Annotated in this window: 24 protein-coding genes; 4 read left to right on the top strand and 20 right to left on the bottom strand. The window is 60.8% G+C overall.

Going from position 1 to position 25,933, the window contains the following annotated elements; translation table 11 throughout:
* Position 1 precedes the first annotated feature (1 nt).
* From EM858_RS17830 to EM858_RS17805, 6 genes are all read right to left on the bottom strand, one after another.
* Positions 2-1,126, bottom strand: coding sequence for a glycoside hydrolase family 88 protein (locus EM858_RS17830; protein WP_127757499.1), 1,125 nt, complete (start codon positions 1,124-1,126; stop codon positions 2-4).
* A gap of 8 nt (positions 1,127-1,134) precedes the next feature.
* Positions 1,135-2,688, bottom strand: a complete 1,554-nt coding sequence (locus EM858_RS17825) for a glycoside hydrolase family 28 protein (protein ID WP_127757498.1) — start codon at positions 2,686-2,688, stop codon at positions 1,135-1,137.
* Positions 2,689-2,800: 112 nt separating this feature from the next.
* The gene (locus EM858_RS17820; RefSeq protein WP_127757497.1) at positions 2,801-4,069 is read right to left on the bottom strand and encodes an ABC transporter substrate-binding protein; all 1,269 of its coding nucleotides are present in this window, start codon (positions 4,067-4,069) and stop codon (positions 2,801-2,803) included.
* A 43-nt stretch (positions 4,070-4,112) separates the two neighbouring features.
* On the bottom strand, positions 4,113-5,213 hold the full coding sequence (gene ugpC / locus EM858_RS17815) for a sn-glycerol-3-phosphate ABC transporter ATP-binding protein UgpC (protein WP_127757496.1): 1,101 nt from the start codon (positions 5,211-5,213) through the stop codon (positions 4,113-4,115).
* Between the two features lie 2 nt (positions 5,214-5,215).
* Positions 5,216-6,100 (bottom strand): carbohydrate ABC transporter permease, encoded by an 885-nt coding sequence (locus tag EM858_RS17810; protein ID WP_059757080.1) that lies wholly within the window; start codon positions 6,098-6,100, stop codon positions 5,216-5,218.
* A 4-nt stretch (positions 6,101-6,104) separates the two neighbouring features.
* A complete protein-coding gene (locus EM858_RS17805; protein ID WP_127757495.1) occupies positions 6,105-6,986 on the bottom strand; it encodes a sugar ABC transporter permease in 882 nt (293 codons plus the stop codon).
* Between the two features lie 212 nt (positions 6,987-7,198).
* Between EM858_RS17805 and EM858_RS17800 the strand changes: the two genes are divergently transcribed.
* Complete coding sequence (locus EM858_RS17800) at positions 7,199-8,125, top strand: AraC family transcriptional regulator (protein WP_127757494.1); 927 nt, start codon at positions 7,199-7,201, stop codon at positions 8,123-8,125.
* Positions 8,126-8,154: 29 nt separating this feature from the next.
* Here EM858_RS17800 and EM858_RS17795 read toward each other — a convergent pair whose 3' ends face one another.
* From EM858_RS17795 to kduI, 8 genes are all read right to left on the bottom strand, one after another.
* Entirely contained in the window at positions 8,155-9,435 is a 1,281-nt protein-coding gene (locus EM858_RS17795) for a TRAP transporter large permease (protein WP_059757073.1), read from the bottom strand.
* Complete coding sequence (locus EM858_RS17790; RefSeq protein WP_003522682.1) at positions 9,436-9,957, bottom strand: TRAP transporter small permease; 522 nt, start codon at positions 9,955-9,957, stop codon at positions 9,436-9,438.
* A gap of 69 nt (positions 9,958-10,026) precedes the next feature.
* On the bottom strand, positions 10,027-11,004 hold the full coding sequence (locus EM858_RS17785; protein ID WP_127757493.1) for a TRAP transporter substrate-binding protein: 978 nt from the start codon (positions 11,002-11,004) through the stop codon (positions 10,027-10,029).
* 143 nt (positions 11,005-11,147) lie between these two features.
* Positions 11,148-12,026, bottom strand: coding sequence for an amidohydrolase family protein (locus EM858_RS17780; RefSeq protein ID WP_127757492.1), 879 nt, complete (start codon positions 12,024-12,026; stop codon positions 11,148-11,150).
* On the bottom strand, positions 12,023-13,159 hold the full coding sequence (locus EM858_RS17775; protein ID WP_127757491.1) for a D-galactarolactone cycloisomerase: 1,137 nt from the start codon (positions 13,157-13,159) through the stop codon (positions 12,023-12,025). The genes EM858_RS17780 and EM858_RS17775 overlap by 4 nt, the downstream gene beginning before the upstream one ends.
* Positions 13,160-13,194: 35 nt before the next feature.
* Positions 13,195-14,106, bottom strand: coding sequence for a 5-dehydro-4-deoxyglucarate dehydratase (gene kdgD, locus EM858_RS17770; RefSeq protein ID WP_080857183.1), 912 nt, complete (start codon positions 14,104-14,106; stop codon positions 13,195-13,197).
* Between the two features lie 114 nt (positions 14,107-14,220).
* Positions 14,221-14,964 carry a 2-dehydro-3-deoxy-D-gluconate 5-dehydrogenase KduD gene (kduD, locus tag EM858_RS17765; protein WP_127757490.1) on the bottom strand — a complete coding sequence of 248 codons (744 nt, stop codon included), beginning with the start codon at positions 14,962-14,964 and terminating at the stop codon, positions 14,221-14,223.
* Positions 14,961-15,785: a 5-dehydro-4-deoxy-D-glucuronate isomerase gene (gene kduI / locus EM858_RS17760; protein WP_127757489.1), complete on the bottom strand. Its 825-nt coding sequence runs from the start codon at positions 15,783-15,785 to the stop codon at positions 14,961-14,963. Before kduI ends, kduD begins: the two co-directional genes overlap by 4 nt.
* A gap of 138 nt (positions 15,786-15,923) precedes the next feature.
* Between kduI and EM858_RS17755 the strand changes: the two genes are divergently transcribed.
* The 3 genes from EM858_RS17755 (at position 15,924) to EM858_RS17745 (ending at position 17,928) form a co-directional block, all read left to right on the top strand.
* On the top strand, positions 15,924-16,721 hold the full coding sequence (locus EM858_RS17755; protein WP_127757488.1) for an NAD(P)-dependent oxidoreductase: 798 nt from the start codon (positions 15,924-15,926) through the stop codon (positions 16,719-16,721).
* A gap of 109 nt (positions 16,722-16,830) precedes the next feature.
* A complete protein-coding gene (locus EM858_RS17750) occupies positions 16,831-17,568 on the top strand; it encodes a FadR/GntR family transcriptional regulator (RefSeq protein WP_127757487.1) in 738 nt (245 codons plus the stop codon).
* A 42-nt stretch (positions 17,569-17,610) separates the two neighbouring features.
* Positions 17,611-17,928: a cupin domain-containing protein gene (locus EM858_RS17745; protein ID WP_127757486.1), complete on the top strand. Its 318-nt coding sequence runs from the start codon at positions 17,611-17,613 to the stop codon at positions 17,926-17,928.
* An 8-nt stretch (positions 17,929-17,936) separates the two neighbouring features.
* Here the strand turns inward: EM858_RS17745 and EM858_RS17740 are convergent, their stop codons facing one another.
* The 6 genes from EM858_RS17740 to EM858_RS17715 all read right to left on the bottom strand — a co-directional run bounded on the left by EM858_RS17740 (position 17,937) and on the right by EM858_RS17715 (position 25,849).
* Positions 17,937-19,169 (bottom strand): Xaa-Pro peptidase family protein, encoded by a 1,233-nt coding sequence (locus tag EM858_RS17740; protein ID WP_127757485.1) that lies wholly within the window; start codon positions 19,167-19,169, stop codon positions 17,937-17,939.
* 314 nt (positions 19,170-19,483) lie between these two features.
* Positions 19,484-21,487 carry an aldo/keto reductase gene (locus EM858_RS17735; protein ID WP_127757484.1) on the bottom strand — a complete coding sequence of 668 codons (2,004 nt, stop codon included), beginning with the start codon at positions 21,485-21,487 and terminating at the stop codon, positions 19,484-19,486.
* A gap of 45 nt (positions 21,488-21,532) precedes the next feature.
* Positions 21,533-22,618, bottom strand: coding sequence for a sn-glycerol-3-phosphate ABC transporter ATP-binding protein UgpC (gene ugpC, locus EM858_RS17730; RefSeq protein WP_127757483.1), 1,086 nt, complete (start codon positions 22,616-22,618; stop codon positions 21,533-21,535).
* A gap of 9 nt (positions 22,619-22,627) precedes the next feature.
* On the bottom strand, positions 22,628-23,464 hold the full coding sequence (locus EM858_RS17725) for a carbohydrate ABC transporter permease (protein ID WP_046800394.1): 837 nt from the start codon (positions 23,462-23,464) through the stop codon (positions 22,628-22,630).
* Complete coding sequence (locus tag EM858_RS17720) at positions 23,461-24,321, bottom strand: sugar ABC transporter permease (protein WP_065656190.1); 861 nt, start codon at positions 24,319-24,321, stop codon at positions 23,461-23,463. The genes EM858_RS17725 and EM858_RS17720 overlap by 4 nt, the downstream gene beginning before the upstream one ends.
* Before the next feature lie 256 nt (positions 24,322-24,577).
* Positions 24,578-25,849 carry a sugar ABC transporter substrate-binding protein gene (locus EM858_RS17715; RefSeq protein ID WP_110760037.1) on the bottom strand — a complete coding sequence of 424 codons (1,272 nt, stop codon included), beginning with the start codon at positions 25,847-25,849 and terminating at the stop codon, positions 24,578-24,580.
* Between the last annotated feature and the right edge of the window lie 84 nt (positions 25,850-25,933).

Below are 25,933 nucleotides of genomic sequence, written 5' to 3'. Positions count from 1 at the left end.
GTCACGCCGCTGAAACAGCCTGCGCCTGCGGCTTGGCCAGAAGCAGGCTATCGGCATAGGCCATCATCAGCGGCCCGACGCCCTTGGCATCGTCGGACACCACCGGCTCGGTCAGATAATATTCCGGCGTTCCATCGCGATAATTGCCCTCAAAGCCGCCAAGGCCCGCGACATGCACGATGCCGGTGAGGCGCGTCACGCCCTCTTCATCGGTTTTCAGCCGCGTTTTCAGAAGCGCCTCAAGCGCGCGACGGCCCGCCGAAATGGCGGCATTCGCCTCTTCGCCCTGCACGAGCTTCAACCGCACTGCGTGCAGCAAGGCATAGGCAAACATGGCCGAGGCGGATGTTTCCTCATAATTGCCCGCAAGGCCCGGATTGTCGAGAACCTGCATCCAGAGGCCGGCCTCGGTCTGCCGGGCGATGACACCGGCCAGAAGCAACTGCGTCTTGTTGCGAAGCGCCGCCGTCGCGCCGTCCTCCGGCAGGATGGCGAGCGCATCCACCAGCGCCATGGAGAGCCAGCCCACCGCGCGCGCCCATATGGCGGGAGACTTGCCGCTTTGCGGATCGGCCCAGCGCTGGCTGCGGCTGTCGTCGTAACCATGGGCATAGAGCCCACCGCTATCCGCCGTCGCCGCGAGCGCTGCTGAAAACTGCCGCAGCGCATCGTCGATCAGTTCCGCCCGCCCCGTCGCCTGCGCGTATTCGATCTGGAAAGGAAGCCCCATGTAAAGCCCGTCCAGCCAGACCTGATGCGGATAACGCTTCTTGTGCCAGTAATTTCCGGATGCGATGCGCGGATGGCTGCGCAGTTGCCCCGCCAGATGCTCCGCCGCAGCGAGGTAACGCGGATCGCCCGTTTCCGCCGCAAGGGGAAAGAGGATACGGCCAGCGAGGATATGGTCGATATTATATTCCTGCGGATCGTAACCGGCGAGTGTACCGTCTGGCGCTATCTGTGCATCGGCGAGACGATGCAGATGGTCGTTCCAGCGCGCTTCCCCGGTCGCCTCGAACAGCTGCTGCAGGCCGCGATAAACGCATCCATCCTCATAACACCAGCTTCCGCCCTTGTAATGCTTATAGCGACTGGAGAATTGATCAAAATATTCAGTGGCTTTCATCGGTTTTCTCAATCGGAATCTGACACAATGGAAACGGAAGCATCGCTCAGCAGGGCGGGATTATCGCAGACTATATGCGCCTGCTCGAAAACAATCGCCTCATGGCGCATGGGACGCACCCGGTCGGCCATGATCGGCGGCGTTGCGATGGCCGAAGGATCACGCGAGACGATGGTGAGATTGCTGATGGCGATGTTGCGGATAGGCGCTTCGGCAAGGCCAAGAAAAGCGCCGGCCGCATGGGAGAGATTGCGAATTTCGACATCCTCCACGGTAATACCGTCGATAAAGGGCGTGCCGCCATCGACCGGCACCGAGTTTCGCGATTGCACCCAGTCATCATGTCCATCGGCATCGCAATGGTAATGGGCATTGGCGGAAAGCGCGGTCTGCACGCCATCCAGCAGCACCCGGCGCATGGCGATATTGCTGACGGTGCCGCCCCGCCCGCGCCGTGTCTTGAGGCGCAGACCGCGATCCGTGCCGACCATGTCGCAATCCTCAACCGCCACGTCATGCACACCGCCGGACATTTCCGAACCGATCACCAACCCGCCATGGCCCCGCTCCATCAGGCAATGGCGCACCCGAACGCCGCGCGTTTCCGCGAGATGATCGTCCTCCCCATCGGGGCCGCGCTTTCCCGCCTTCACCGCGATGCAATCGTCGCCGACGGAAAAGCGCACGCCTGATATCGTGACGTTACGGCAGCTTTCGGGGTTGAAACCATCGGTGTTCGGGCTGTCATGCGGTGCGACGATGCTGAGGCCGGCGGCGATCAAGTCTTCGCAGCCCTGCGGATGGATCGTCCAGGAGGCTGCATTTCGGATGGTGAAACCGAGCAGGTTTGTCTTCCGGCAGGAAACGAGATGCAGGCCGCGTGGCCGGCGCGCGCCGTCGCGGGTTTCTTTCGGCCAGCTCCACCAATCGCCGCTATCGCCCGAACCATCCAGAACGCCCCTGCCCTCGATGACGAGATTATCTGCCGCGATGGCGTGAACCGGTGCGGCAAAACAGGCATCCGGCAAGCCTTCCCAGCTTCCGAGCATGCGTCCAGCCTCATCGCGGGCAGGCAGGATCGGCCAGCCCCTGCGGCTGGAGGGCGCGCGCAGCACGGCTCCTTCGGCAAGGTGGAAGGTCATGTTGCTTTTGAGGCGTACGGGAAAGGCCGTCCAGAGACCGGCCGTGAGACGCAACGTGCCGCCCTGCGGCACCGCAGCCACGGCCCTTTCCAGCGCCTGCGCATTGGCGCGCGCGCGTGTCTCATCATCGAGCGCAACATCCGGCATGAGGGAGAACGCCGCAGCCTCGACTAGCCCGGCACAGGCGGCGGTTCTGAACGCCAACTGTCCGAACCCTTCCGCTTCGAAGACATAGCGGGTATCCGGGGAGAGATCATGCAGCAGCGTCACCACGGTCGCGGTTTCGCCGCGCCGCTCGTCACCATCCGCCGACGTCAGACGCCATACCGTTTTGGATGAAAGGAAATAGCGAGCGCCGGGAGCGGCAAGGCAAAGCGCTGCCGTTCGCGCCGAAGACGCGATGATAAGGGGTTCGTTCATGCTCTTTTCTCGTCTTTGGTGCCCGTCCGGCCAAACCCTTGGCGGACACGCCTCACATCATCCGGCAGCCGGATAGGGAGCCCGCCGCCATGCAGGCGGCAGGCCATGGTCGTCAATCGAATTTGGCGAGAACATCGTTGGTCGTATCGATGATCTGCTCGGCCGCCTCTTCCGCCGTCAGCTGGCCATAGGCGTATTCCTCCAGCGTATCGATGAAGCCCGAGCGAATTTCAGGATGTTCGTTGAAGGGCGACACCACCGGTCCCGACGCGGCCATGACTATGGCGTTGGCGGCCCGCACTTCCGGCTCGCCCTTGTTCCCCAGACGCGCCGCCGCAGCCTTCGAGGCGGGCAGACCGCGTGAGGTGCCGAGTGCATCGATGCCTTCCGGTTCGTTCAGCAGGCAGTTCAGAACTTGCGCGGCCGCTTCCGGGTTCTTCGAGTTTTTCGAGATCGAAAACACCATGGAAGGCTTGCGATAGACGCCTTCGGTCACGGCATCGGCAAGCTTCAGCATCGGCACCGGTTTCAGAACCTGCCCTTCCTTCAGCGGATCGGCATATTTCGAATAGGTCGAATCCCATTCATAGGAGCCGGCAATCCGGCCTTCCGACCAGGACGGCTTTTCATAGAGATTGACGTTACCGTCGGCCGCTTCCTCTTTCTGGGAGCGGATGGAGCCGGTTTCGACCAGCTTGCCGACGAAAGAGATACCCTCGGCCAGCTCCTCCGGCGTCCAGGCCACACGGTTGGTCTTGGGATCGACCAGATCCTTGCCGGTCTTCTGCACGACGGCCAGCGTCACCAGAAGCTGGGCAGTCTCCTTCACGGCATTGAAGGTGTAATAGTCCTTGCCGAGCTTTTCCTTGATGGTCTTGGTTGCCGCGAAAAACTCGTCCCAGGTCTTCGGAATTTCCACGCCGGCCTTTTCGAAGGTGGTGGCGTTGAAGAAAAAGACGCGGCCGGTGGTGGAAACGGAAAGCCCCTGCAGCACGCCGTTCATCGAACCGGCGTCCAGATCGCTCTCGGCCCATTGCGAAAGATCGAGCGGCTTCAGCTGGCGCAGATCGGCAAAACCTTCGCCGTTCTTGGAAAACAGCGGCAGCCACGGCCAGTTGACCTGAACGATATCGGCCTCCGTCTTGCCGGCCATCTGGGTGGTGAGCTTTTCCAGATAGCCATCGAATCCGGTGAATTCGCCCTTCACCGTGTGACCGTATTTCTCGCCACAGGCGGCAATGGCCTTCTGGGTGGCGACGTGGCGGCTTTCGCCGCCCCACCACGACATGCGCAGTTCCGCAGCACCTGCCGCCGGAGCGGTTGCCATCGCCACATAAGCGGCGCCTGCGAGCATCGCCATCATTCTTGTCATCGTCTTCATTGTTCTTCTCCTCCTCGAAAAATCAGGCACACCCGTCCGCTCCTCACAGCGAGACGTTGCGACCGTCGGCCTTGTCGAAAATATGCAGCTTCTCCGGGTCCGGCTTCAGCCGCAGGATGCCGTCGCGCCCGAGTGCCTCGAATTCCGCCGCGCCAACGACGCTGACGACTTTCTGGCCGCCTAGATCGGCGTGCAGATAGACCTCGTGGCCCATGAACTCCGCATTGGTGAGTTTCGCCTGCAGCGCCGGGCCATCCGTCTCCCCCGCCAGCGCAAGATGCTGCGGGCGGATGCCGATGACGGCATTCGCGGGTCTCGCCGATAGCCGTTGCTCCAGATGCGCGCCGATCGGCAGCCGCTGGCCAGCGATGACGAACTCCGCATCCTCGATTGCCACATCCACCAGGTTCATTTCCGGCGTGCCGATAAAGCCGGCAACAAAGAGATTGGCGGGGTGGTTGTAAAGCTCCTTCGGCGTCGCGACCTGCATGATGCGGCCGGCCTGCATGACGCAGATACGGTCTCCCATGGTCATGGCCTCCGTCTGGTCATGGGTGACGTAAATGACCGTCGAGGACAGCCCCTCCGCCTTCAGCTGGCGATGCAGATCGGTGATGCGCACCCGCATGGAGGCGCGCAGCTTGGCGTCGAGATTGGACAGCGGCTCATCGAACAGGAACACGCCGGGCTTCTTGATGAGCGCGCGGCCCAGCGCCACACGCTGCGCCTGCCCGCCGGAGAGCTGCTTCGGCAGACGGTCGAGCAGCGGCTCGATTTCGAGAATGCGCGCGACATTATCGATTGCCTTTTCTATCTCGGGCCTGGCGACACCGGCGATCTTCAGGCCGAAGGCGAGATTGCCGCGCACCTTCATATGCGGATAAAGCGCGTAATTCTGGAACACCATGGCGATGGAGCGCTTGCCGGGCGGCAGGTCGTTGACGCGCTGGTCGCCGATCAGGATTTCACCGCCGGTAATTTCTTCCAGCCCCGCCACCATGCGCAATGTCGTGGATTTGGCGCAGCCGGAAGGGCCGACGAACACCATGAACTCACCATCCTCGACCTCGAGATTGATGCCGTGCACGGCCTTGAAGCTGCCGCCATAGATTTTTTCGAGATTTTTAAGTTGTACGCTTGCCATTTTCAGCCCTTGACCCCGCCAGACGAGATCCCTTCAATGAAATACCGTTGCGCCGCGAAGAACACGATCAGCGCAGGCGCGATCGTCAGCACCGACATCGCCAGGATGCGGTTCCATTCGAAGGCTTCGGTGGTGTCGATGGAGAGTTTGAGCGCCAGGCTCACCGGATATTTGTCGACCGAGGACAGGTAGATCAGCGGCCCTAGAAAGTCGTTCATCGTCCACATGAACTGGAACAGGCAGACCGAGATCAGCGCCGGCGCCAGCATCGGCACGACGATGTAAATCAGCGTCTGCAGGCTGTTGGCGCCATCCACCCGAGCGGCCTCCTCCATGTCCGATGGCAGCGAGCGCAGGAACTGCACCAGCATGAAAACGAAGAAGGCATCGCCGGCGAGCGCGGACGGCACCCAGAGCGGCAGGAAACTGTCCAGCCAGCCGAGATCGCGAAACAGGATATATTGCGGAATGCGGGTAACGACATTCGGCAACAGCAGGATGGCGATGACCGAGCCGAACAGGATTTTCTTCAATGGAAAATCGAAGCGTGCGAAGGCATAGGCCGCCATGGTGCAGGAAATCGCCGTGCCGATGACTTTCGGCAGGATGATCAGGAACGAATTCCAGAAGAACCGGCCGAACGTATAGGGCGTCGAGGTTTCCCAGCCGCGAATATAGCCGTCCAGCGTCGGGTTTTCAGGAATGAAGCCGGCGCCGGAGAAGATTTCCGAATTGGTCTTGAAGCTTGCGCCCACCAGCCAGATCAGCGGGTAGAGCATGATGAGGCCGACCGCGAAGAGAAGCACGTAGCGGACTGAGGTGGAGACGAGCCTGAGCCGCGCCCGGCGGGCCGCCTGCATGTCGTTCAGGGTTGCAATATCGGTCATGGCATCAGTTCCGCTTGTCGCCGGCGTAATAGACCCACTTCTTCGAGGACCAGAAGGCCACGAGGGTCAGCACGGTGATGATGGTAAAGAGCACCCAGGCGATGGCGGAGGCATAGCCCATGTTGAACTTCTTGAAGGCCTCGTCGTAGATATAAAGAGGCAGCAGGTAAGTGGACTTCAGCGGCCCGCCCTGGGTGATGATATAAGGCCCGTTGAACTCCTGAAACGCCTGCACCATCTGCATGATGAGGTTGAAGAAGATCACGGGCGTCAGAAGCGGCAGCGTGATGAAGAAGAAGGTTCTCACCTTGCCCGCGCCATCGATGGCGGCCGCCTCGTAAAGCGACTTGTCGATGGATTGCAGGGCGGCGAGAAAGATCACCATGGCCGAACCGAACTGCCAGCAGCGCAACAGCGTGATGGTGAAAAGCGCATTGCCCGGATCGCCGAACCAGTCCACCGGCGACAGGCCGATGGCGGCCAGCGCCATATTGGCGAGCCCCTCGCTCGCGAAGATATAGCGCCACAGCACCGCAATCGCGATGGAGCCGCCGAGAATGGACGGCACGTAAAAGGCGGTGCGGAAGAAGTTGATGAATTGCAGCTTGTAATTGAGTATGGCCGCAATGAACAGCGCGAAGGCAAGCTTCAGCGGCACCGTCAGAAACACGTAGAACAGGGTAACGTTCAGCGATTTCATGAAGGTGCGGTCGCGGGTGAACAGCCGCTCGTAATTGGCCAGCCCCGCCCAGGTGGGATCGCTCATCAGATCGTAACGGGTGAAGCTGAGATAGAGCGAGCCGAGAAACGGGATGGCCGTGAAGACCAAAAGCCCGACGATATAAGGCGTCAGATATCCCAGCCCGAGGAAGCGCTGAGATTTCATAATGCTCCTCCCCGCGTCCCGGTGGAACGCGAATGACAGAATACAATTTCGTACAAGTGATTCTCCCGGAACGGCAGGCGGCAGGCGCGTGATGGCGCAATTTCTCGCCGCGACCGATCTCCTCCCTCATTGATACGGCGCGTAAAAGCAATTTATGCGGTGACAAAACCAAATTTCCGCGCCAAGGTGAATTAACAAAGACGAGGAAAAAGATGGACGAAATCGAAGGTGGCATTCTATCGTCCGTTCCGCCTGCGGCGCTCAACCTCAACCTGACGCGCGCAACGATCAAGATGGAGCATTCGCGCACCTGGCAGATCGACAAATCCAATCAGGTGGACGACCTCATCATCTGCCTGGAAGGGCGCGGGCATTATCTCGTCGATGGCGAGGCGCGGATGCTGGAACCCGGTGACGCCATGCTGATTTTCCGGGGGCAGCGCTTTATCGGCTGGAACGAGCAGGCCGTCACCTATCGCGGGGTGGCGCAGCATTTCACGCTGGATATCTACGGCCGCCACAACCTGATCGCGCAGATGGACCTGAAGCCCAAAGTGAAGCTGAGCCGTTGGCCGCTGCTGGAACCGCTGGTGCGCCACTACCGGCAGAGCGCCCCGCCCTCCTCCGTCACGCTTGGCCAGCACCATCTTTTCATGGTGCTTCTCATCGCCTTCATCGACGACGCCTTCCTCGGATGGGTCGACCGGCCGAGTTTCCAGCCGGAGGGTACGGAAGGCCTCGACCTTGCGGTGATGAAGGCGATCACCATGATTTCGGCCAATCCGCTCGACCCCGACATTGCCGGCCGGGCGACCGACGCGGCTCCCTATAATCGCGATTATTTTCTGCGCGAATTTCAAAAACGGGTGGGACGGACGCCGCGTAAATATCAGGAGTTCAAACGCATGGAGCGCGCCATGCATTTTCTCGAGGCTGGGCTTTCGGTTACGGCAGCGGCCGCCGAAGTGGGCTATGGCGACCCCTATTATTTCTCACGCATGTTCAAACGGACATTGGGGTTAAGCCCGCGCGACCATATGAACCGCATACGCCGCAGCCGGCATGGCAATCTCCTGGCCTTTGACGAACACGAGCAGCAGAGGCTGCTTGCCACTGAAACGGAAAAGGCCCCGGCATAGCGGGGCCTTCTCGTTTGAGAGCGCTGGAATTACCGGAACAGTGACGGCAACCACAGGGACAGCGACGGAATATAGGTGACGGCAAGCAGCACCGCGATGCTGGCCCCGAAGAACGGCCAGATCGTCCGCATCGCTTCCCGTATCGATATGCCGCCGACCGCGCAGCCGACGAAAAGCACCGTTCCGACTGGCGGCGTGTTGAGCCCGATACCGGCGTTCAGGATCATCACCACGCCGAAATGTACGGGGTCGATGCCGAAGGCCTTCACCACGGGCAGAAGCACCGGCGTGGATATGATGACCATCGGCGCCATATCCATGAAGGTGCCGAGCAACAGCAGGATGACGTTGATGACGAGCAGCACGATGATCGGATTGTCCGAAATCGCGCTGATTGCGGCAATCATCAGCGTCTGCACCTGCAGGAAGGCCATCAGCCAGCCGAAGGACGCCGCCGTGCCGATGACCAGCAGAACCATGGCCGTCGTGCGCACCGCACCCATCACCGCCTCCACGAAACCGCTCCAGTCCAGTTCGCGATAGACCAGCATCGCAACGAGGAAGGCATAGAGAACCGCGATGCAGGAACTTTCCGTCGCGGTGAAGATGCCCGAACGCACACCGCCGAAGATGATGCCGATCAGCAGGATGCCGGGGAACGAGGCCAGGAGATAATACATCAGCTTCGAGAAGCCCGGGAACGGCTCGGAAGGATAACCCTTGCGCCGGGCGACGATATAGGCCGTCACCATCAGCGCCGCGGCAAGCAGGAAACCCGGAACGATGCCGGCGGTAAAAAGATCGGCCACCGAAACATTGCCGCCCGCCGCAATCGAATAAAGGATCATGTTATGCGAGGGCGGTATCATCAGCGCGATGATGGCCGCATTGACCGTGACATTGACCGCATAGTCCCTGTCATAACCGCGCTTGGCCATTTGCGGGATCATCAGCCCGCCGACGGCCGAGGCGTCGGCCACGGCCGAACCGGAAATGCCGCCGAACAGCGTCGAGGCCACGATGTTGACCTGGCCGAGACCGCCGCGCAGGTGTCCCACGAGGCCGGCCGCGAAGCGGATGAGGCGATGGGCGATGCCGCCGCGCACCATCAGGTCGCCGGCGAAGATGAAAAACGGTATCGCCATCATCGCAAACACGTTCATGCCGGAATTCATCTGCTGAAACACGACAATGGGCGGCAGGCCGAGATAAAGAACCGTGGCGAAAGAGGCAATGCCGAGGCAAAATGCTATCGGCGTGCCGATCAGCATCAGCAGGGTGAAGACCCCGAAGAGAATGGTGTAAGCCATCTACGCTGCCTCCTGCACGATCACATCCGCCGCAATCTCCTCGCCGATGGCGAGATCGACGAAACGTTCAGCCGCAAACAGCGCGATGAGGAAACCGCCGCCGATCAGCGGGAAGAAATCCGTGCCGCCCGGCCAGCCGAGAACCGGGATCGTCGCCGTCCATGTGCCCATGGAAAGCGAGGTGCCATACCAGGCCATGCCGGCGCCGAAGAAAAAGATCAGGGCAAGGCTGGTAAGGTCCATTCCCTTCTGCACCCGTGGCGGCATCATGTAGCGCAGGATATCCAGCCCCAGATGCACGCTTTCGCGCACGCCGACGGCCGCCCCCAGCATGATGAACCATGACATGAGATGCAGCGACAGCGGCTCCGACCAGCTGGGTGAATCGTTCAGAATATACCGCGCAAAGACCTGCCAGCCGACGATAAGCGTCATGGCGATCATGCCGATACCGGCAATATAAAGCGACGCGTGACTGAGCGCGCCGAGAAAGGGGCGAATGGCCCGCATGAAATTTCGCATTGTCTGTTCCTCCGCGTCAACGGCGACAAAAGAAAACCGGCCCTGTTCCCAGGGCCGGTTTTCCGCGCATTACTTGACCGCTTTCACCCGTTCCAGAAGGTCTTTCATCTTCGGATCGGTGACGAACTTGTCGTAGACGGGACCCATCGCGGCAGCGAATTCCTCCTTGTCGACCTTGATGACGTTGACGCCGCCGGCGCGGACCTTTTCTTCCGATGCCTTTTCGCGGGCGCTCCAGAGTTCACGCATCTTGCCGACGGAATCCTTGGCCGCCTGACGCAACAGCTTCTGATCTTCCGGAGAGAGTTTGTCGTAAGAGACCTTGGAAATGACGAGGATTTCCGGGTTCAGCGAATGTTCCGTGAGCGAATAGTTCTTCGCAACTTCGTAGTGGCGGGCGGATTCGTAAGAGGGCCAGTTGTTTTCCGCACCGTCGACGACACCGGTTTCAAGCGAGGAATAGACTTCGCCCATCGGCATCGGCGTCGGGTTGGCGCCAAAGGCCTGCATCATCGAAATCCACAGATCCGACTGCTGCACGCGGATTTTCAGGCCCTTCAGGTCCGCGAGTTTTTCGATGGGCTTTTTGGTGGTGTAGAAAGACCGCGCGCCGGAATCGTAAAAGGCGAGACCGATGAGGCCGTGCGGTTCGAAGGCCGCCAGAACCTCATCGCCGATCGGGCCGTCGACCGTGTTGTGCATGTGTTCCGTCGAGCGGAACAGGAAAGGCAGGCCGAGGACGGTGGTTTCCTTGACCAGATTGTTGAAGGGCGCGGCATTGACGCGGTTCATGTCGATGACGCCGAAGCGGGTCTGCTCGATGGTATCCTTCTCGCCGCCGAGAACGGAATTGTTCATGACCTGTATCTTGATGCGGCCCTTGCTGCGCTCGGCCAGAAGCTCGCCCATGTATTTCACCGCTTCGACTGTCGGATAACCGTCGGGATGAATATCGGCCGAACGCAGGGTGATTTCCTGCGCCTTGGCGGAAACACCGGCGAGCGCGATCCCCATCGCGACGCACATCATGCTTGCAATCTTTTTCATGCTTTCCTCCTCCATTGTTGAAACGATCCAGCCCCTCCAAGGCTATCGGACCGATTTTTCACGCCCATCCGGGCCGGCATGCAAAGACCTTTCACTTTAAAAGGATGATGGGGACCTCCCTTCCCCGGCCATCCCCGATTGACCTATGCCGCCGTGACTGGCGACAGCTTGAACAGCGCTTCCGGATTTTCCACCAGCGCGCGGTGGCGCGCCGCTTCATCCGGCAGCCAGCCGAGTATGAGTTCCGCAAGCCGGGCATCGTCGGGATAAGCCGCCGTCTCGCGGATGGAATTATGCGGCCAGTTGGTGCCCCAGACGATGCGCTCCGGCGCATGGGCGGCAATCACCCGCGAAAAGGCGGCGACGTCCTCATAGGGCCAGCTCTCGCGCGAACTTTCGTAGACGCCGGCGAATTTGAACCAGAGATTGCCGCGGTCGATGAGCTTCAGAAGCGCCGCCATTTCCGGTCCGTCGGTTCTGATGCCCTTGAAGAACTTACCGTGGTGATCGAACACCCAGCGCGAGCGGATGTTCTGAAGGCGCGGCAGGCGATCGAGCAGCGTATTGCCGTCGAATTGCACCGCCACCATCCAGTCCGCCGCATGCGCGCGCTCGTCCACGGCTTCCAGTTCGGACAGGTTCACCGCACCGCCCGGCAAATCCATGATACGCGCACCGACGGCGCCTGCGGCGGCAAGCTTTTCCATGTCCTTTTCGGTCGTTGCGGCATCGATGATGACCACCGCCCGGGCCGCCTCGCCCATTTCCGCGACACAGGCGAGCGTGTTGCCGTTATCGCGCTGATGGGCGTTGCCCTGGGTGATGATGACCCGGTCGATGCCGAGCCATCGCATGAGGCTTCGATAATCCTCCGGTCCGGGCAGAGCGCCCGGCGGCAGGCCCGGTCCACCCGGCAGGGCGGGATAGTGGCGCAGATAGAGATGCATCTGCGTATCGACGGCGCCTTTCGGGAAAGCGGGCCGGGGCGCTGTGCCGCTCAGTTTTCTGACAAGTTCGCTCACGGGTCTGGCATCCTGAATTCAAGCAATGCGTCGCGGTTGATCTCTATTCCGAGGCCGGGGCCGTTCGGGATCGTGACGACGCCGTTTACCGCCTCTATCGGCTCGCTCAGCACGGCCTGCCGGAACGGATTATAGGTGCGGTCGAATTCCATGATCGGCTCGACGGGATTGACCCGCACCGGATCGGGCGTCATCGCCGCCATGAATTGCAGGGCTGCCGCAATCTGTACGCCAGTGCCCCAGACATGCGGCACGATGCGCACGCCGTGCAGCGTGGCGAGCGCCGCAATCTTCTGCGTTTCAGAAAAGCCGCCGCAGCCGCAGAGATCGGGCTGGAGAATATCCACCGCACCGGCGGAAAGCGCCTGCCACATGCCATAACGCCCGTGCCAGGTCTCGCCGCCCGCAACCGGTATCGGCTGGCCGGCCCGCACGCGGGCATAGGCATCGAGCTGTTCGGGAACCACCGGCTCCTCGAACCAGTCGATACCATAGTCGGCGGCGCGGTTGCCGAGCGCGATGGCTTCGGTGACGGTGTAGCCGTGATTGGCGTCGATCATCAGCCGCATATCCGGCCCAATCGCCTCGCGCACGGCGGCGATGACGCGGAGGTCCTCCTCGATGCCGAAGCCGATCTTGATCTTGCAGGCATGAAAGCCCTCCGCCCGGCGATCCGCCATCTCGGACGCATTGTCCGACACGCGGTCGACGCCATCGCGCTTGAAGCTGCCGGTGGCATAGGCCCGCACGCTTTCGCGCCAGCGCCCGCCGAGCAGCATCGAGATGGAAGCGCCATAATGCTTGCCCTTGATGTCCCACAGCGCGATATCGATGCCGGACAGGGCCGTGAGGCTGAGGCCGCGCTGGCCCTGATCGCGCAGGGCGTTATAAAGCACGGCCCAGATCTTTTCGGTTTCACGCGGGTCCTGGCCGATAAGCCAGCCGGAATAGGCCTGAACCACGGCGGCGTTGGGCCGCGCCGGGCCGAGGCATTCGCCCCAGCCGACGGTTCCGTCGTCGCATTCGATTTCCACCAGAATATGGGCGCGGCGATCAAAACGCATGGATGCGCTTTCGAACGGCGTATCCAGCCGGTGTTCGAGCAGATGCGTGCGCACCGCTGTGATCTTCATGGCTCCCCTCCCGCTTGTCTCGATCAGGCCCCCAATCAGGCTTTGCGCTTGTGCGTACCGATCAGGGCGTCGAGCATGCCGATTTCCTCATTGGTCAGGTCCTTCAGCGGCGCGCGCACCGGACCGGCATTGAAGCCCTGCAGGCGAACGCCGGCCTTGACGGCGGAGACGGCATAACCCTTGGCGCGGTTACGGATCGCCATGAACGGATAGAAGAATTCCGTCAGGATACGTTCGCAGGTGGCGCGTTCGCCGGCGCGCAGGGCGGCGTAGAATTCATTGGCAAGGCCCGGCACGAAGTTGAAGACCGCCGAGGAATAGGTGGTGAAACCGGCGCCGAGATAGGCTTCGGCAAACAGTTCCGCCGTCGGCATGCCGCCGAGATACATCAGGCGGTCGCCCATCTTGGCGGTGATCTGGCGCACGAGGCCGATATCGCCGGTGCCGTCCTTGAAGCCCACGAGGTTCGGGCATTCGTCGCAGAGACGCGCCAGCGTATCGGCCTGCAGCACGGAATTGTCGCGATTATAAACCATGACGCCGATGCCAACCGACTGACACACTTTCTTGATGTGGGCGTAAAGGCCTTCCTGCGGCGCATCGATGAGATAATGCGGCAGAAGCAGGATACCGTCCGCACCGACCTTTTCGACCGAGCGGGCAATGTCGACGGCAATCTCGGTGCCGTAACCGCAGCCGGAAACGATGGCGGTTTCACCGGCCACGTCCTTGGCGGCGGAAACGATGGTGGGGATTTCATCCGGCTTCAGCGAGAAGAACTCGCCCGTGCCGCCGGCGGCAAACAGCACCGGCGCTTTATAACCGGCAAGCCATTCGACATGCGCCCTGTAGCTATCGGCCGCAAAACGACCCTCGGCATCGAAATGGGTGACCGGGAAAGACAAGAGGCCGGAGCCGAGCGCCGCCTTGATTTGTTCAGGGTTCATGTTTGGTATTCCTTTGTAAATTCATTGACTGGAAGCCACCTAACCCGGTTGCCGCATGCTTGTCAACAATTCATCATACATGTTGTATGATGAATTGTTGAAATCTGTAACAGATCAGCGCGCCAGCCAGCCGCCATCGACATTGAGAATGGCGCCATGCACATAATCCGCCGCCGGCGAGGCAAGGAAAACCGCCGCCCCGGCTATATCGTCGGAATGGCCCCAGCGGCCGGCCGGAATACGCTCGAGAATGGCCTTGTTGCGGGCCGCATCCGCGCGTAGCGCCTCGGTATTGTTGGTTTCGATGTAACCGGGCGCAATCGCATTCACATTGATGCCCTTTGCGGCCCACTCATTCGCCAGAAGCTTGGTGAGGCCGGCGACGCCATGTTTCGCCGCCGTATAGGACGGCACGCGAATGCCACCCTGAAAGGAGAGGAGCGAAGCGATATTGACCACCTTGCCGGAGCGGCCTTTCGCCAGCAGCTCTTTCGCAAAAGCCTGGGTGGTGAAAAACAGCGCCTTGAGATTGACGTCCATCACCTCGTCCCAGTCGAGTTCGGAAAACTCGACGGAATCGGCACGGCGGATGATGCCGGCATTGTTGACGAGAATATCGAAACCGGCGTCGGCAAAACTGTCCTTGGCCGCCAGCGGATCGGCAAAATCGATAGACAATGCGCTGGCCTTGCCGCCGTCCCTGGCGATCATCTCCAGCGTTTCATCCGGCGCGCGACGGGCGGCGCAGACCACCTCCGCGCCGGCAGCGGCGAGCCCCACCGCAATCGCCTGGCCAAGCCCCGTATTCGCGCCGGTGACGAGCGCCTTACGCCCCTGAAGCGAAAAGGGATTCTTCATTTCAGGTCTCCCGGCTGGATGAAGTCCATGTCGGTGTAATCGACATTGTCTCCCGCCATGGCCCAGATGAAGGTGTAAGAACCGATGCCGGCGCCGGAATGGATGGACCAGGGCGGGGAGATCGCACCCTCTTCATTCGAAATGAACAGATGCCGGGTCTCCTGCGGCTCACCCATCAGATGCAGCACGCGCGACTTTTCATCCATGCCGAAATAGAGATAGGCCTCCATGCGGCGGTCATGAATATGCGAGGGAATCGTGTTCCAGACCGAACCATCCTCCAGCGTCGTATAGCCCAGCACCAGCTGGCAGCTTTCCATGACCAGCGGGTGGATGAACTGGTTGATGGTGCGCTTGTTGGAGGTTTCGGTCGCGCCGAGCTTGACTTCCTTGCTGTTGGCCAGTGTCACGAGCTTTGCCGGCAGGCTGCGATGCGCCGGGCAGGAGGTGATATAGAATCGCCCTGCCCCGTCAAAGGTCACCGCGCCGCTGCCTGCACCGAGATAAAGCACATCGCCGCGATTGAGGGTATAGGTCTCGCCGCCGGCGCTGACCGTGCCGGTCTCGCCGATATTGACGATGCCCATCTCGCGCCGGTCGAGGAAGGACGGCGTCTTGGTTTCCTCCACCTTGTCCAGCGTCAGCGGCGCACCGTTCGACACCGCGCCGCCCATCACGAAGCGGTCATAATGGGTGTAGATCAGCCTGATTTCGCCGGAACGAAACATGTCGTTGGCGAGGAAATGCCGGCGGAGCCCTTCGGTATCCAGCGTTTTTGCATATTCCGGGTTCACGGCCTGCCTTGTTTCGACGGTCAACATCAAACTCATCCTTCATGATTGTTGCGTATGGCACATAATATATGTTATCCGCTTTTTGTACGATCTGTATGACAAGGTCAAGAGGCATAGGCATATCTCGACCACGCCAGGGACGTGCAACGCTGAGGGAGAATGGCAATGAAACGGCTTCTTGTTACCGGTGCTGCGGGCCAGCTTGGCCGCGTCATGCGCAAACGCCTTGCATCGATGGCCGAGACCATTCGCCTTGCCGATCTCGCCCCGCTCGATCCGGCCGGCCCGAACGAGGAATGCATGCAATGCGATCTGGCCGATGCGGCAGCCGTCGATGCGATGGTGGCCGGTTGCGACGGTATCGTGCATCTGGGCGGCATATCCGTGGAAAAGCCCTTCGAACAAATCCTTCAGGGCAACATCATCGGGCTTTACAATCTCTATGAGGCCGCCCGCGCCCACGGCCAGCCGCGCATCATCTTCGCCAGCTCGAACCACACGATCGGTTATTACGCGCAGACGGAGAGGCTCGGTCCGGATGTTCCCTTCCGCCCGGACGGGCTTTACGGCGTTTCCAAATGTTTCGGCGAAAACCTCGCCCGCATGTATTTCGAGAAATTCGGTCAGGAGACGGCGCTTGTCCGCATCGGCTCCTGCACCCCGGAACCCAACAATTACCGCATGCTGTCCACCTGGTTCTCGCATGACGATTTCGTGTCGCTGATCGAAGCGGCATTCCGCGCACCCGTTCTCGGCTGCCCGGTCGTCTGGGGTGCATCCGCCAACGATGCCGGCTGGTGGGACAATTCGCATCTCGGCTTTCTTGGGTGGAAACCGAAGGACAATGCCGAGACCTTCCGGGAGCACATCGCCCGGACCGCCCCCAAACCGGACCCGAGCGACGCGGTAGTCCGCTTTCAGGGTGGCGTGTTTGTCGACAACCCGATCTTCAAGGAGACGTGAAATGTCGCACGGATCCTTCCCGCTAAAAAGGCGGGATTGCATGCCAGGCCGCGAATGACGTATCGAGGAACGGTGCACGCAACCGACATTTTTTAGAACGGCGACCAAGATGACAAAAGCGACAAGCTCCGAACCGGCAGCCCCACAAGGCAGAACGCTTGTGGTGAAGGTTTCGGAGGAACTCCGCAGCCAGATCGCCAAGGGTCGTTACAAGACGGGCGAACGCCTGCCTTCCGAAGCGCAGATGACACAGGAATTCGGGGTCAGCCGTACCGTGGTGCGGGAGGCGATTGCTTCACTGCGCTCCGACGGTCTGGTCGAGCCGCGTCAGGGCGCGGGCGTTTTCGTACTGGAACCCGCACCCACTGAGCGGCGTCCCTTCCACAATGTCGATCTCGCACGTGTCTCGTCGCTGATCGAAATGCTGGAATTGCGTACCGCCGTGGAAGGTGACGCCGCCGGTCTTGCCGCCATTCGCCGCTCGCCGGCGCAGGAGGAAAAGATCATCGAGGCCTTCGATGCCTTCCGCGCCAGCGCCACCAGGGGCGTGCCGACGGCGGAGGCCGATTTCGCCTTCCATCTCGCCATTGCCGAAGCGACCAACAATCCCCGTTTCAGCGAGTTTCTGCAGGTGCTCGGCCCCACCCTCATTCCGCGCCGCGCCGTGGCCGAAAACGGCACGGAAACCGTGCTTTCGCCCGCCGATCTCGCCCGGCTCGTCGGTGAACATGAAGCGATCCTGATCGCGATACAGGACGGCGACGAGGAGGCGGCGCGCAGCGCCATGCGCAGCCACCTGAAAAGCAGCCAGACGCGTTATCGCTCCATGCTGCGCGCGCCGCGCTGAGATTGCCCGTTTAAACCGCATTGCATGACTGAGGAGAACGATATGCAGCAGCTTCCCACCTTCCCCACCGTTTCCCCCGACGATGGCGTGGAGCGCACCGTGCTTTCCGAAGCGCCGGAACTGATGGTGGTCTCCTTCCGCTTCAAGACCGGGGCCGAAGGCAGGCTGCACAGCCATCCACATGTGCAGTCCACCTATGTCGCCAGCGGCAGCTTCCGCTTTTACCGCGACGGTGAGGCCTATGACCTGCAGAAAGGCGACAGCCTCGTCGTTCCCGGCCATATCGAGCATGGCTGCCTGTGTCTGGAAGAGGGCGAACTGATCGATTGCTTCACCCCGCGCCGCGACGATTTCCTCTGATCCGGCGCTCAGTCCGCGGATAAATCCCGCAGGGTGCGTGGCAGGCTGTTCATGCATTCCGCGCCGGAGGAGGTGACGAGGAACTGGTCCTCGATCATCAGCGCGCCCAGCCCTTCGCCATAAAACGGCGCTTCGAGCGCGACGACCATGCCGGGAAGAATGATTTCCGGATTGGCATGGGAAAAGAACGGCCATTCCTCGATACCCACGCCGCCGCCGACGGAATGGCCGAAATGACCGCGATAATATTCGCCGAAACCTTGCCTGCGCATCGAGGCCAGCATGGCCGCGTGCACCGCGCCAAAGCTGTTGCCGGGGCGGAGCGCTTCCAGCCCGCAGCCGAAGGCTGCCTCCAGCGCCTTGAAAATATCGGCAGCGAGAGCCGAGACCGGCCCCCACGAGAAAGTCCGCGCACCGTCAGAGGAATAACCGTCGACCAGCGTGCCGACATCGGCCTTGATCAGCGCGCCCGGTGTGACCGCCGCCGTCATGTCCGACAGGGCTGGACCGACGGAAATATAGTCCCAATGCCCGCTCAGCGAAAAACCGGATGTCGCGGCATATGCCTGCGCGCCGGATTTCCAGGCGGCGGAGAGCTCACCAAGGGCTGCTCCCGGTCGGACGGCGGCCGCCATCTCGACCAACCCTGCCTCGGCGGCGGCTGCCGCCTGCCTGAGAAGTTTGATCTCGCGTTCTGACTTCACCGCCCTCAGACGTTTCAGCACCGTCGAACCATCAATCCAGTTCACCTCGGGCAGTGCCTGCCGCAGCGCTGAAAAATCAGCGGCGGGTATGAATTCAAGATCGGCACCAATGCGCGCTGCAGCCAACCCGCGCTCCCGCAAAAGATCGGCGAGCAAGCCGAAACAGGCGGTGCGATCGAATGTCTCCGGCCGCGGCCCACCGGAATTGCTGCGGCGATAGGCATCATCCACCTGCGCGACGGTTTCCACACCCGAAAGATCGACCATATCGATCCAGATGCGATGGCAGCGCAGATCGACATCCGGCGCGGCCCTCCTGATGATCGGCGCGGCATGATCACTGACGACAGCGGCAAGCCCTGCCCCGGCATCGGCCGGCACCAGCGCAATCGCGGAACCCGCTTTGCCCCACATCGTCGCCACGCCGGCATGCGCACCGACGGCATAACGGAAGGCTTCGGGCTGGAACAGCACCAGCGCGTCGATATCCGCCTCCCGCATCAGCTGCTGCGCACGGCTTCGGTCGATATCGCTCATGGGAACCCCGATGATTGTTTGGCGACAGGTTTATGAACCTACGCTTTAGCAGTCGCCGGGAGAGGAAAGAAGGTGGAAGATGATGTCTCCACCCTGAGATTCGTCAGTTGCGTGAGCGCTTCCCGCTTGTTTCTTCTCCCCGCCGGGGAGAAGTCCGCGGCAGCGGGATGAGGGGGCAAGGGTAGAGTTATCCGGAGAGCTGGCCCCCTCATCCGACCCTTCGGGCCACCTTCTCCCCCTTGGGGAGAAGAAATATGCCGCAACGCCTTGCCCTATCCGAATGAGCGGCGGATGAATCCGCCGGTCATTACCTTTCACGCCTCCAGCCACTTCACCTGCTCATCCGTCAGCGCAATATCCAGCGCCGAAAGACTATCTTCCAGCTCCGCAATCGTGCGCGGCCCGATCAGCGGAATGACCGGGAAAGGCTGGGCGATGACATAAGCGAGCGCGATATGGATCGGGTGGCGGCCGAGTTTTTGCGCAAGCTCGATCGCCCGGTCGCGGCGTACGAAGTTGCGGTCGGAATACCAGACGCGGACGATTTCCTCATCATCATGCTTGTCGCGCCCCGCCCGGTCGGTGAAGAAACCGCGCCCCTGGCTGGACCAGGCGAAATTGGGGATCTGGCGTGATTGCAGCCAGGCCTTCCACTCGTCGTCTGATGCCGCAACGCAGCCTGCCCAGATGGGATCGAGCATTTCGGCAAGCGAGAAATTGTTGGAAAGCGCGCCGGGGGCCTGTTTGCCGTTCTTCTGCGCGTAAGCCGCGGCCTCATCCATGCGCTCGCGCGTCCAGTTGGAGCCGCCGAAAATGCCGCGAATGCGTCCACGCCGGACTTCGGCATCCATGGCGTCGACGAATTCGGCAACCGGAACGTCGAGATTATCGCGATGCATGAAATAGGCATCGACATAATCCGTCTCCAGGCGCTCAAGCGACTGATCGAGCTGTTTGGTGATCATATCGGGATAGCAGAGCGGCGAATGCGCGCCCTTGCCGATCAGCACGATCTCCTCACGCGGCACATTGCGGCTGGTGTGCCAGTCGCCGAAAATCGCTTCGGTCTTTCCCCCGCCATAGACATAGGCAGTATCGAAGAGATTGCCGCCGGCCTCGTAAAAGGCATCAAGTGTCAGGGATGCGGAGGCGAAATTGGGGAAGAATTCGAAACCGAGCGCGACCACGGACGCCGGCTTGGCAAGGCCCGGTATCTGCCGCTTGGGAACCGAATTTCCGGCGACGACCTTGCCACCGGCGATATTTCCGATGCGCGATGTCGCCTTTTCGATGCTGTATTCCAGCCCGACGGAAGCCCGCCACTGGTCCATGACACGCAGATTGCCGAGGCTGTCGGCCCAGGCCATGCCGGGTGCCGCGAATTCGTGTCTGCCCTGGCGGATTGCCTCACCCGCTGCATCGACTTCGAAGGAATAAAGCCAGCGATCCTCGGGCAATTCGATGGTTTCGACCTTGTCGCCCCTGATGATATCGATCCGGCCGGTGCCACCCTTGTGGCCGGCAGCGAACCAGAAATCCTTGACTTCTATGCGCCCTTCCGAGCCGATGATGCGCAGCACATTGTCCTGCGCCGCCATGATCGAGCACGAGACTTCGGCGACGATGCCGTTTGCGAATTTCAGCACGGCCGAGGCCCATTCATCAACGCCCGACTGGCCGAGATGCGCCGCACCCGAGACCTTTTCCGGTTCGGCGAAAGGTTTGCCCTCCACGGCACCGGCGATCATCCGCACCATGGAAACCGGATAACCGCCGACATCAAGAATGCCGCCGCCCGCCGTTTCATTGGCGAACAGCCGGTGATCGGCCCGGAACGAACCCATGTTGAAACCGAAGCTGGAGCGGATGATGCGGATATCGCCCACCGCCCGGGCCTTCACCAGTTCCAGCAATTTCGCCGTCTGCGGATGCAGGCGGTACATATAGGCCTCGCCGGCGAAAACGCCTGCCTTTTTCGCCTCGTGGAAAATGGCGTCGGCATCATAGGCCGAGAGCGCGATGGGTTTTTCCACCAGCACGTTCTTGCCGGCCCGGATCGCCTTGATCGCCCATTCGGCATGGCCGGTATGGGGCGTGGCGATATAGACCGCATCGATAGCGGGATCGGCAAGCAGGGCATCGTAACCCTTGATAATGCGCGCGCCGGCAAAAGCTTCTGCAAGGCCGGGCTTGTCCGGATTGCGGGTGGCGATGGCCTCTAACCTGCCGGTGCGGGAATGGGCAATACCATCAGCAAAGGTTCTGGCGATGGTGCCCGGGCCGATGATGCCCCAGCGGATCGGTTGTACGGTCGTCATGAAATCCTCGTCTTTCATATCAGTCTTGGGTGCTTGGGAAAGGGTTCAGCGCAGGCGTTCGCCCTTGTTGTCGAAAAGGAAAGCCCGGCGGGCGGAAAGGCCGACCGTCAGCCGGTCGCGATTGACGACATCGCGCGATTCCGGCCGCTCGATGATGAGCTGCTCGCCGCCTTCGGTTCGGGCATAGACATAGCTGGTATTGCCGAGATGTTCGGCGACATCGACATGCACGGTGAGATCGGCATCGCCCCCGCCCGCATCGGCAAAATGCTCCGGCCGAATGCCAAGCGAGACCTTGGCACCCTCGTTGACGCCTTCCTTTATCGGCAAAGTCAGCCGTACCGCGGGATCGCTGTCGAGAGCGAGCGTGACGCTGTCGGCGCCGCTGCCGATGATGGTAGCGTCGAGAAAATTCATCTTCGGCGAACCGACGAAACCGGCAACGAAGCGGTTGGCGGGGTCGTCATAGAGATCGAGCGGCGCGCCGACCTGTTCGATATTGCCCGCCCGCAGCACGACGATCTTGTCGGCGAGCGTCATCGCCTCGGTCTGGTCATGCGTCACATAGATCATCGTGGTGCCGAGCTGCTTGTGCAGGCGCGAGATTTCCACGCGCATCTGCACCCGCAATTCCGCATCGAGGTTCGATAGCGGCTCGTCGAACAGGAAGACCTGCGGTTCGCGCACGATGGCGCGGCCGATGGCAACACGCTGGCGCTGGCCGCCAGACAGCTGCTTCGGCCGGCGCTGCATCAACTCGTTGATCTGCAGAATTTCGGCGGCGCGGTTGACCCGCTTTTGCGTATCCGCCTTGGGGTTGCCGTTCATTCTAAGGCCGAAGGAGAGGTTTTCGGCCACCGTCATATGCGGATAAAGCGCATAGGACTGGAACACCATGGCAATGCCACGATCTGCCGGATCGGCGTCGCTGACAGTCCTGCCGCCAATCACGATATCGCCGCCGGAAATATCCTCCAGCCCGGCGATCATTCTTAGAAGCGTGGATTTGCCGCAGCCGGAGGGGCCGACGAAAACGACGAACTCCCCGTCCTTTACCTCCAGATTTGCGCCATGGATCACTTCCAGCGCGCCGTAACGCTTGACCACGTTGTTGAGCGAAAGTTCCGCCATGCGGCCCCCTTACTTGACTGCCCCGGCGGAAATGCCGGCGATGAAGTGACGCTGCAAAGCCACGAAAACCACGAGGATGGGTGCGGTGAGCAGCACCGCGCCGGCCATGATGCCGCCCCATGACACTTTGGTGAGCCCAATGAGGGTGCCAAGCGCCACGGGTGCGGTCATCATTCCTGGGCGGGAATTGATGAGAAGCGGCCAGAGGTAATTGTTCCACGAGGCCAGGAAGAGAATGATCGACAGCGCCGCCATGGTGGGTCGCGCCAATGGCAGGGCGATGCGCAGGAAGATCTGCCATTCCTTGACGCCCTCCACCCGTGCCGCATCGAAAAGCTCGGTCGGCATCATCGAGAAGGATTGCCGCATGAACAGCACGCCGAGCGAGTTGAACAGCGGCGGCACGATCAGCGCCACCCAGGTGTTGGCGAGCTTGAACTCCCGTGCCACCATGATGAATTGCGGAATGACGACGACGGCAAAAGGCAAAGTGATGGTGCCGAGAATGATGGCGATGACCACCCCGCGTCCGGCAAAGCGGTAACGCGCCAGCGCCCAGCCGGCCATCGACGTCAGGAACACCGAAAGCACGGTGTAAATGACGGCGACGGTGATCGAGATGAACATGGCCCTGAGGAAATTGGTATCCGCCTGCAGATTGTTGAAATTCTCGACGAAATTGGTGGATGGCACCAGAACAATGTCCGGGCTGAAAATGCCGTAATCCGGCATGGTCGAGAACACGAACATCATCCACAGCGGAAACAGCCAGATGATGGCAAGCGGCGTCAGCGCCGCATGCAGCGCGATCTTCTGCCAGAAAAGCGATCTCGATTTCGATCTCATTTCGGCTCCCTCCCGACCCAGAGATTGAGGAGTGAAATGGCGATGGCGAGCGCCGCCATGGTGTAGGCAATGGCCGAGGCGTAGCCGAAATTGAGCGAGGTGAAGCCCTGGCGATAAAGGAACAGCCCCAGCGTTTCCGTGCCGCCGCCCGGCCCTCCCCTGTTGGTGATGAGGAAGGGTTCGGCAAACAGCTGCATGGTGCCGATGACCGACAGGACAACGCAGAACAGGATGATGGGTTTGAGGAGCGGCAGGGTGATATAAAAGAACTGCTGGCGCTTGCTGACTTTGTCCAGCGTCGCCGCTTCATAGACATCGCCGGGGATGGATTGTAGCCCGGCCAGAATGATGATGGCGTTATACCCCGCCCAGCGCCATGTCACCGCGATAATCACCAGCGCCATGGCGGCATTGGCATTGTCGAACCAAGAGACGGGCGAAAGGCCGACGGAGGTGATGAGCTTGTTGATGATGCCGAAATCGGCGCTGAACATCAGCCGGAAGACAGCCGCATAGGCCACCTCGCCAACGACGACAGGCGCAAAAAAGGCAAAACGATAAAGCGGCCGCGCCTTCAGGAGCGGCGAATTCAACAGCACCGCCATGACGGTGGCGAGCGCGATCATCACGGGCACCTGAATGACCAGAATGATCAGCGTGTTATAAAGCGCATTATAAAAGGCCGGATCGGAAACCAGCCGCCCCCAGTTCATGGAAGGCGCAAACCGCCACGGATTGATCCGCGTGTTCTGGAACGACAGCATGAACGAGCTGATGATCGGCCAGACCCAGAAGGTGGCGAAAATCAGGAGATAGGGCGCAAGGAACGCATAAGCGATCCTGTTCCTGGACGGCATGACGACCTCCATATGCCGGACGATGGGCCGGATAAATGGAAAAGCTTCAGAAAGAGCGCGCCCCTATGTGGGGAATGCCTTTGCAAAACGGTGCGGCCTATTTCTTCTCCCCGAGGGGGAGAAGGTGGCCCAAAGGGTCGGATGAGGGGGCTGGCTCTCCAGATATCTCTACCCTCGCCCCCTCATCCCGCTGCCGCGGACTTCTCCCCCTCGGGGAGAAGAAACTTGTGGCACCCGCCCGGTCCTGGCCGCCGGCTTACTGCGCGACGGGCAAACCCGTGGCCGTTTCGATCTGCTTGGCTGCATCATCAAGCGCCGCTTTCGCATCGGGATAACCGCCGGCGAAATATTTCGTCTGCGTCGCCTTGTAGATCGCATCCGCATCCGACTGGAACGCCGTGCCGCGGCTCGGCACGATCTTCGGCAGCGTGGCCAGAATATCGGTCCACACCGCCTGCCCGCCCCAATAGGCCTGCTTTTCCTTGACGAAAGGATCGTCGATGGCGGACAGCAGTGAGGGAACGAGGCCGAAGGATTTCAGCATCGTCACCTGACCTTCATTGGTGGTCAGCGCGTAGTCGATATATTTCCACGCCGCTTCCTTGTGTTCGGATGTCGAGCTGATCGCCAGCGACGAACCGCCGAGATTGGCCGCATGCGGACCATCCGCCGTCAGGCTCGGCATCAGATAGACGCCCCATTTGCCGGAAAGATCAGGAGAGCCGGAACGAACCGTACCTTCATACCAGGCGCCATACATCTGGCTGGCGGCCTTGCCGGCCGTATTGGCCTGGATTTTCTCATCCCAGATCGCCGCCGTGATGATGCCGGCGTCCTTCATTTCCTTGACCTTTTCAAGGGTCGCGACACAGGCGGGCTGGTTGATGGTGATGTTCTGGCCATCGGTCGAAAAGTAACCGCATCCCTGCTCATTGGCGATCATGCGAAACCATTCGCTATCGCCGTTAAAATCGGCCTGCGCCATGACGGTGCCGGGATTGGCGGCCATGACCTTCTTGCCGGCGGCGATGAAATCATCCCAGCTTTTGATGGTGGCCGGATCGACGCCTGCCTTCTCATAGAAATCGCGGCGATAAAATACCGCCACCGGACCGGAATCCCACGGAACCGCATAGGCGACGCCGTCAACCTCCAGTTCCGTGCGCTTGAAATCAGGGAAAAGCGCCTGTTTCTCAGGCGTATAGCCAAGCTCGGTCAGATTGGCGAAACAATCGGGAAAACGACTCCAGAACAGTTCCGCCTCGAAATTTTCAATGGTGACGATATCAGGAAGACCGTCGCCCCCGGCTGCGCAGGCAGCCAGCGTCTTGTCAAAAACCTGATTGTTTCCAAGGTCTTCAACGACGATCTTGATATCCGGATTCTGCTTGTTGAAGCCCTCTACCGTGGATTTCAGCGCGGAAGCCGCGACGTTCCAGCTCCAGATGGTGACGGTTTCGGTTTGCGCGAAAGCCGGGGCTGCGAGAAGCAGCATGGCCGTAGACGCGCCAAGAAATTTCAAGCACATTGAAAACCTCCCTTTTTCAATTGCCGTTCTTCAGCGAACATGGGCACATTAGCGGCGGCAGGAAATCTGTCTCGTAAAAAGGGA

This window comes from Agrobacterium sp. CNPSo 2736 (assembly GCF_004005385.1).
Taxonomy (GTDB): Bacteria; Pseudomonadota; Alphaproteobacteria; order Rhizobiales; family Rhizobiaceae; genus Agrobacterium; species Agrobacterium leguminum.
This window is presented reverse-complemented; position numbering and strand designations above follow the sequence as displayed.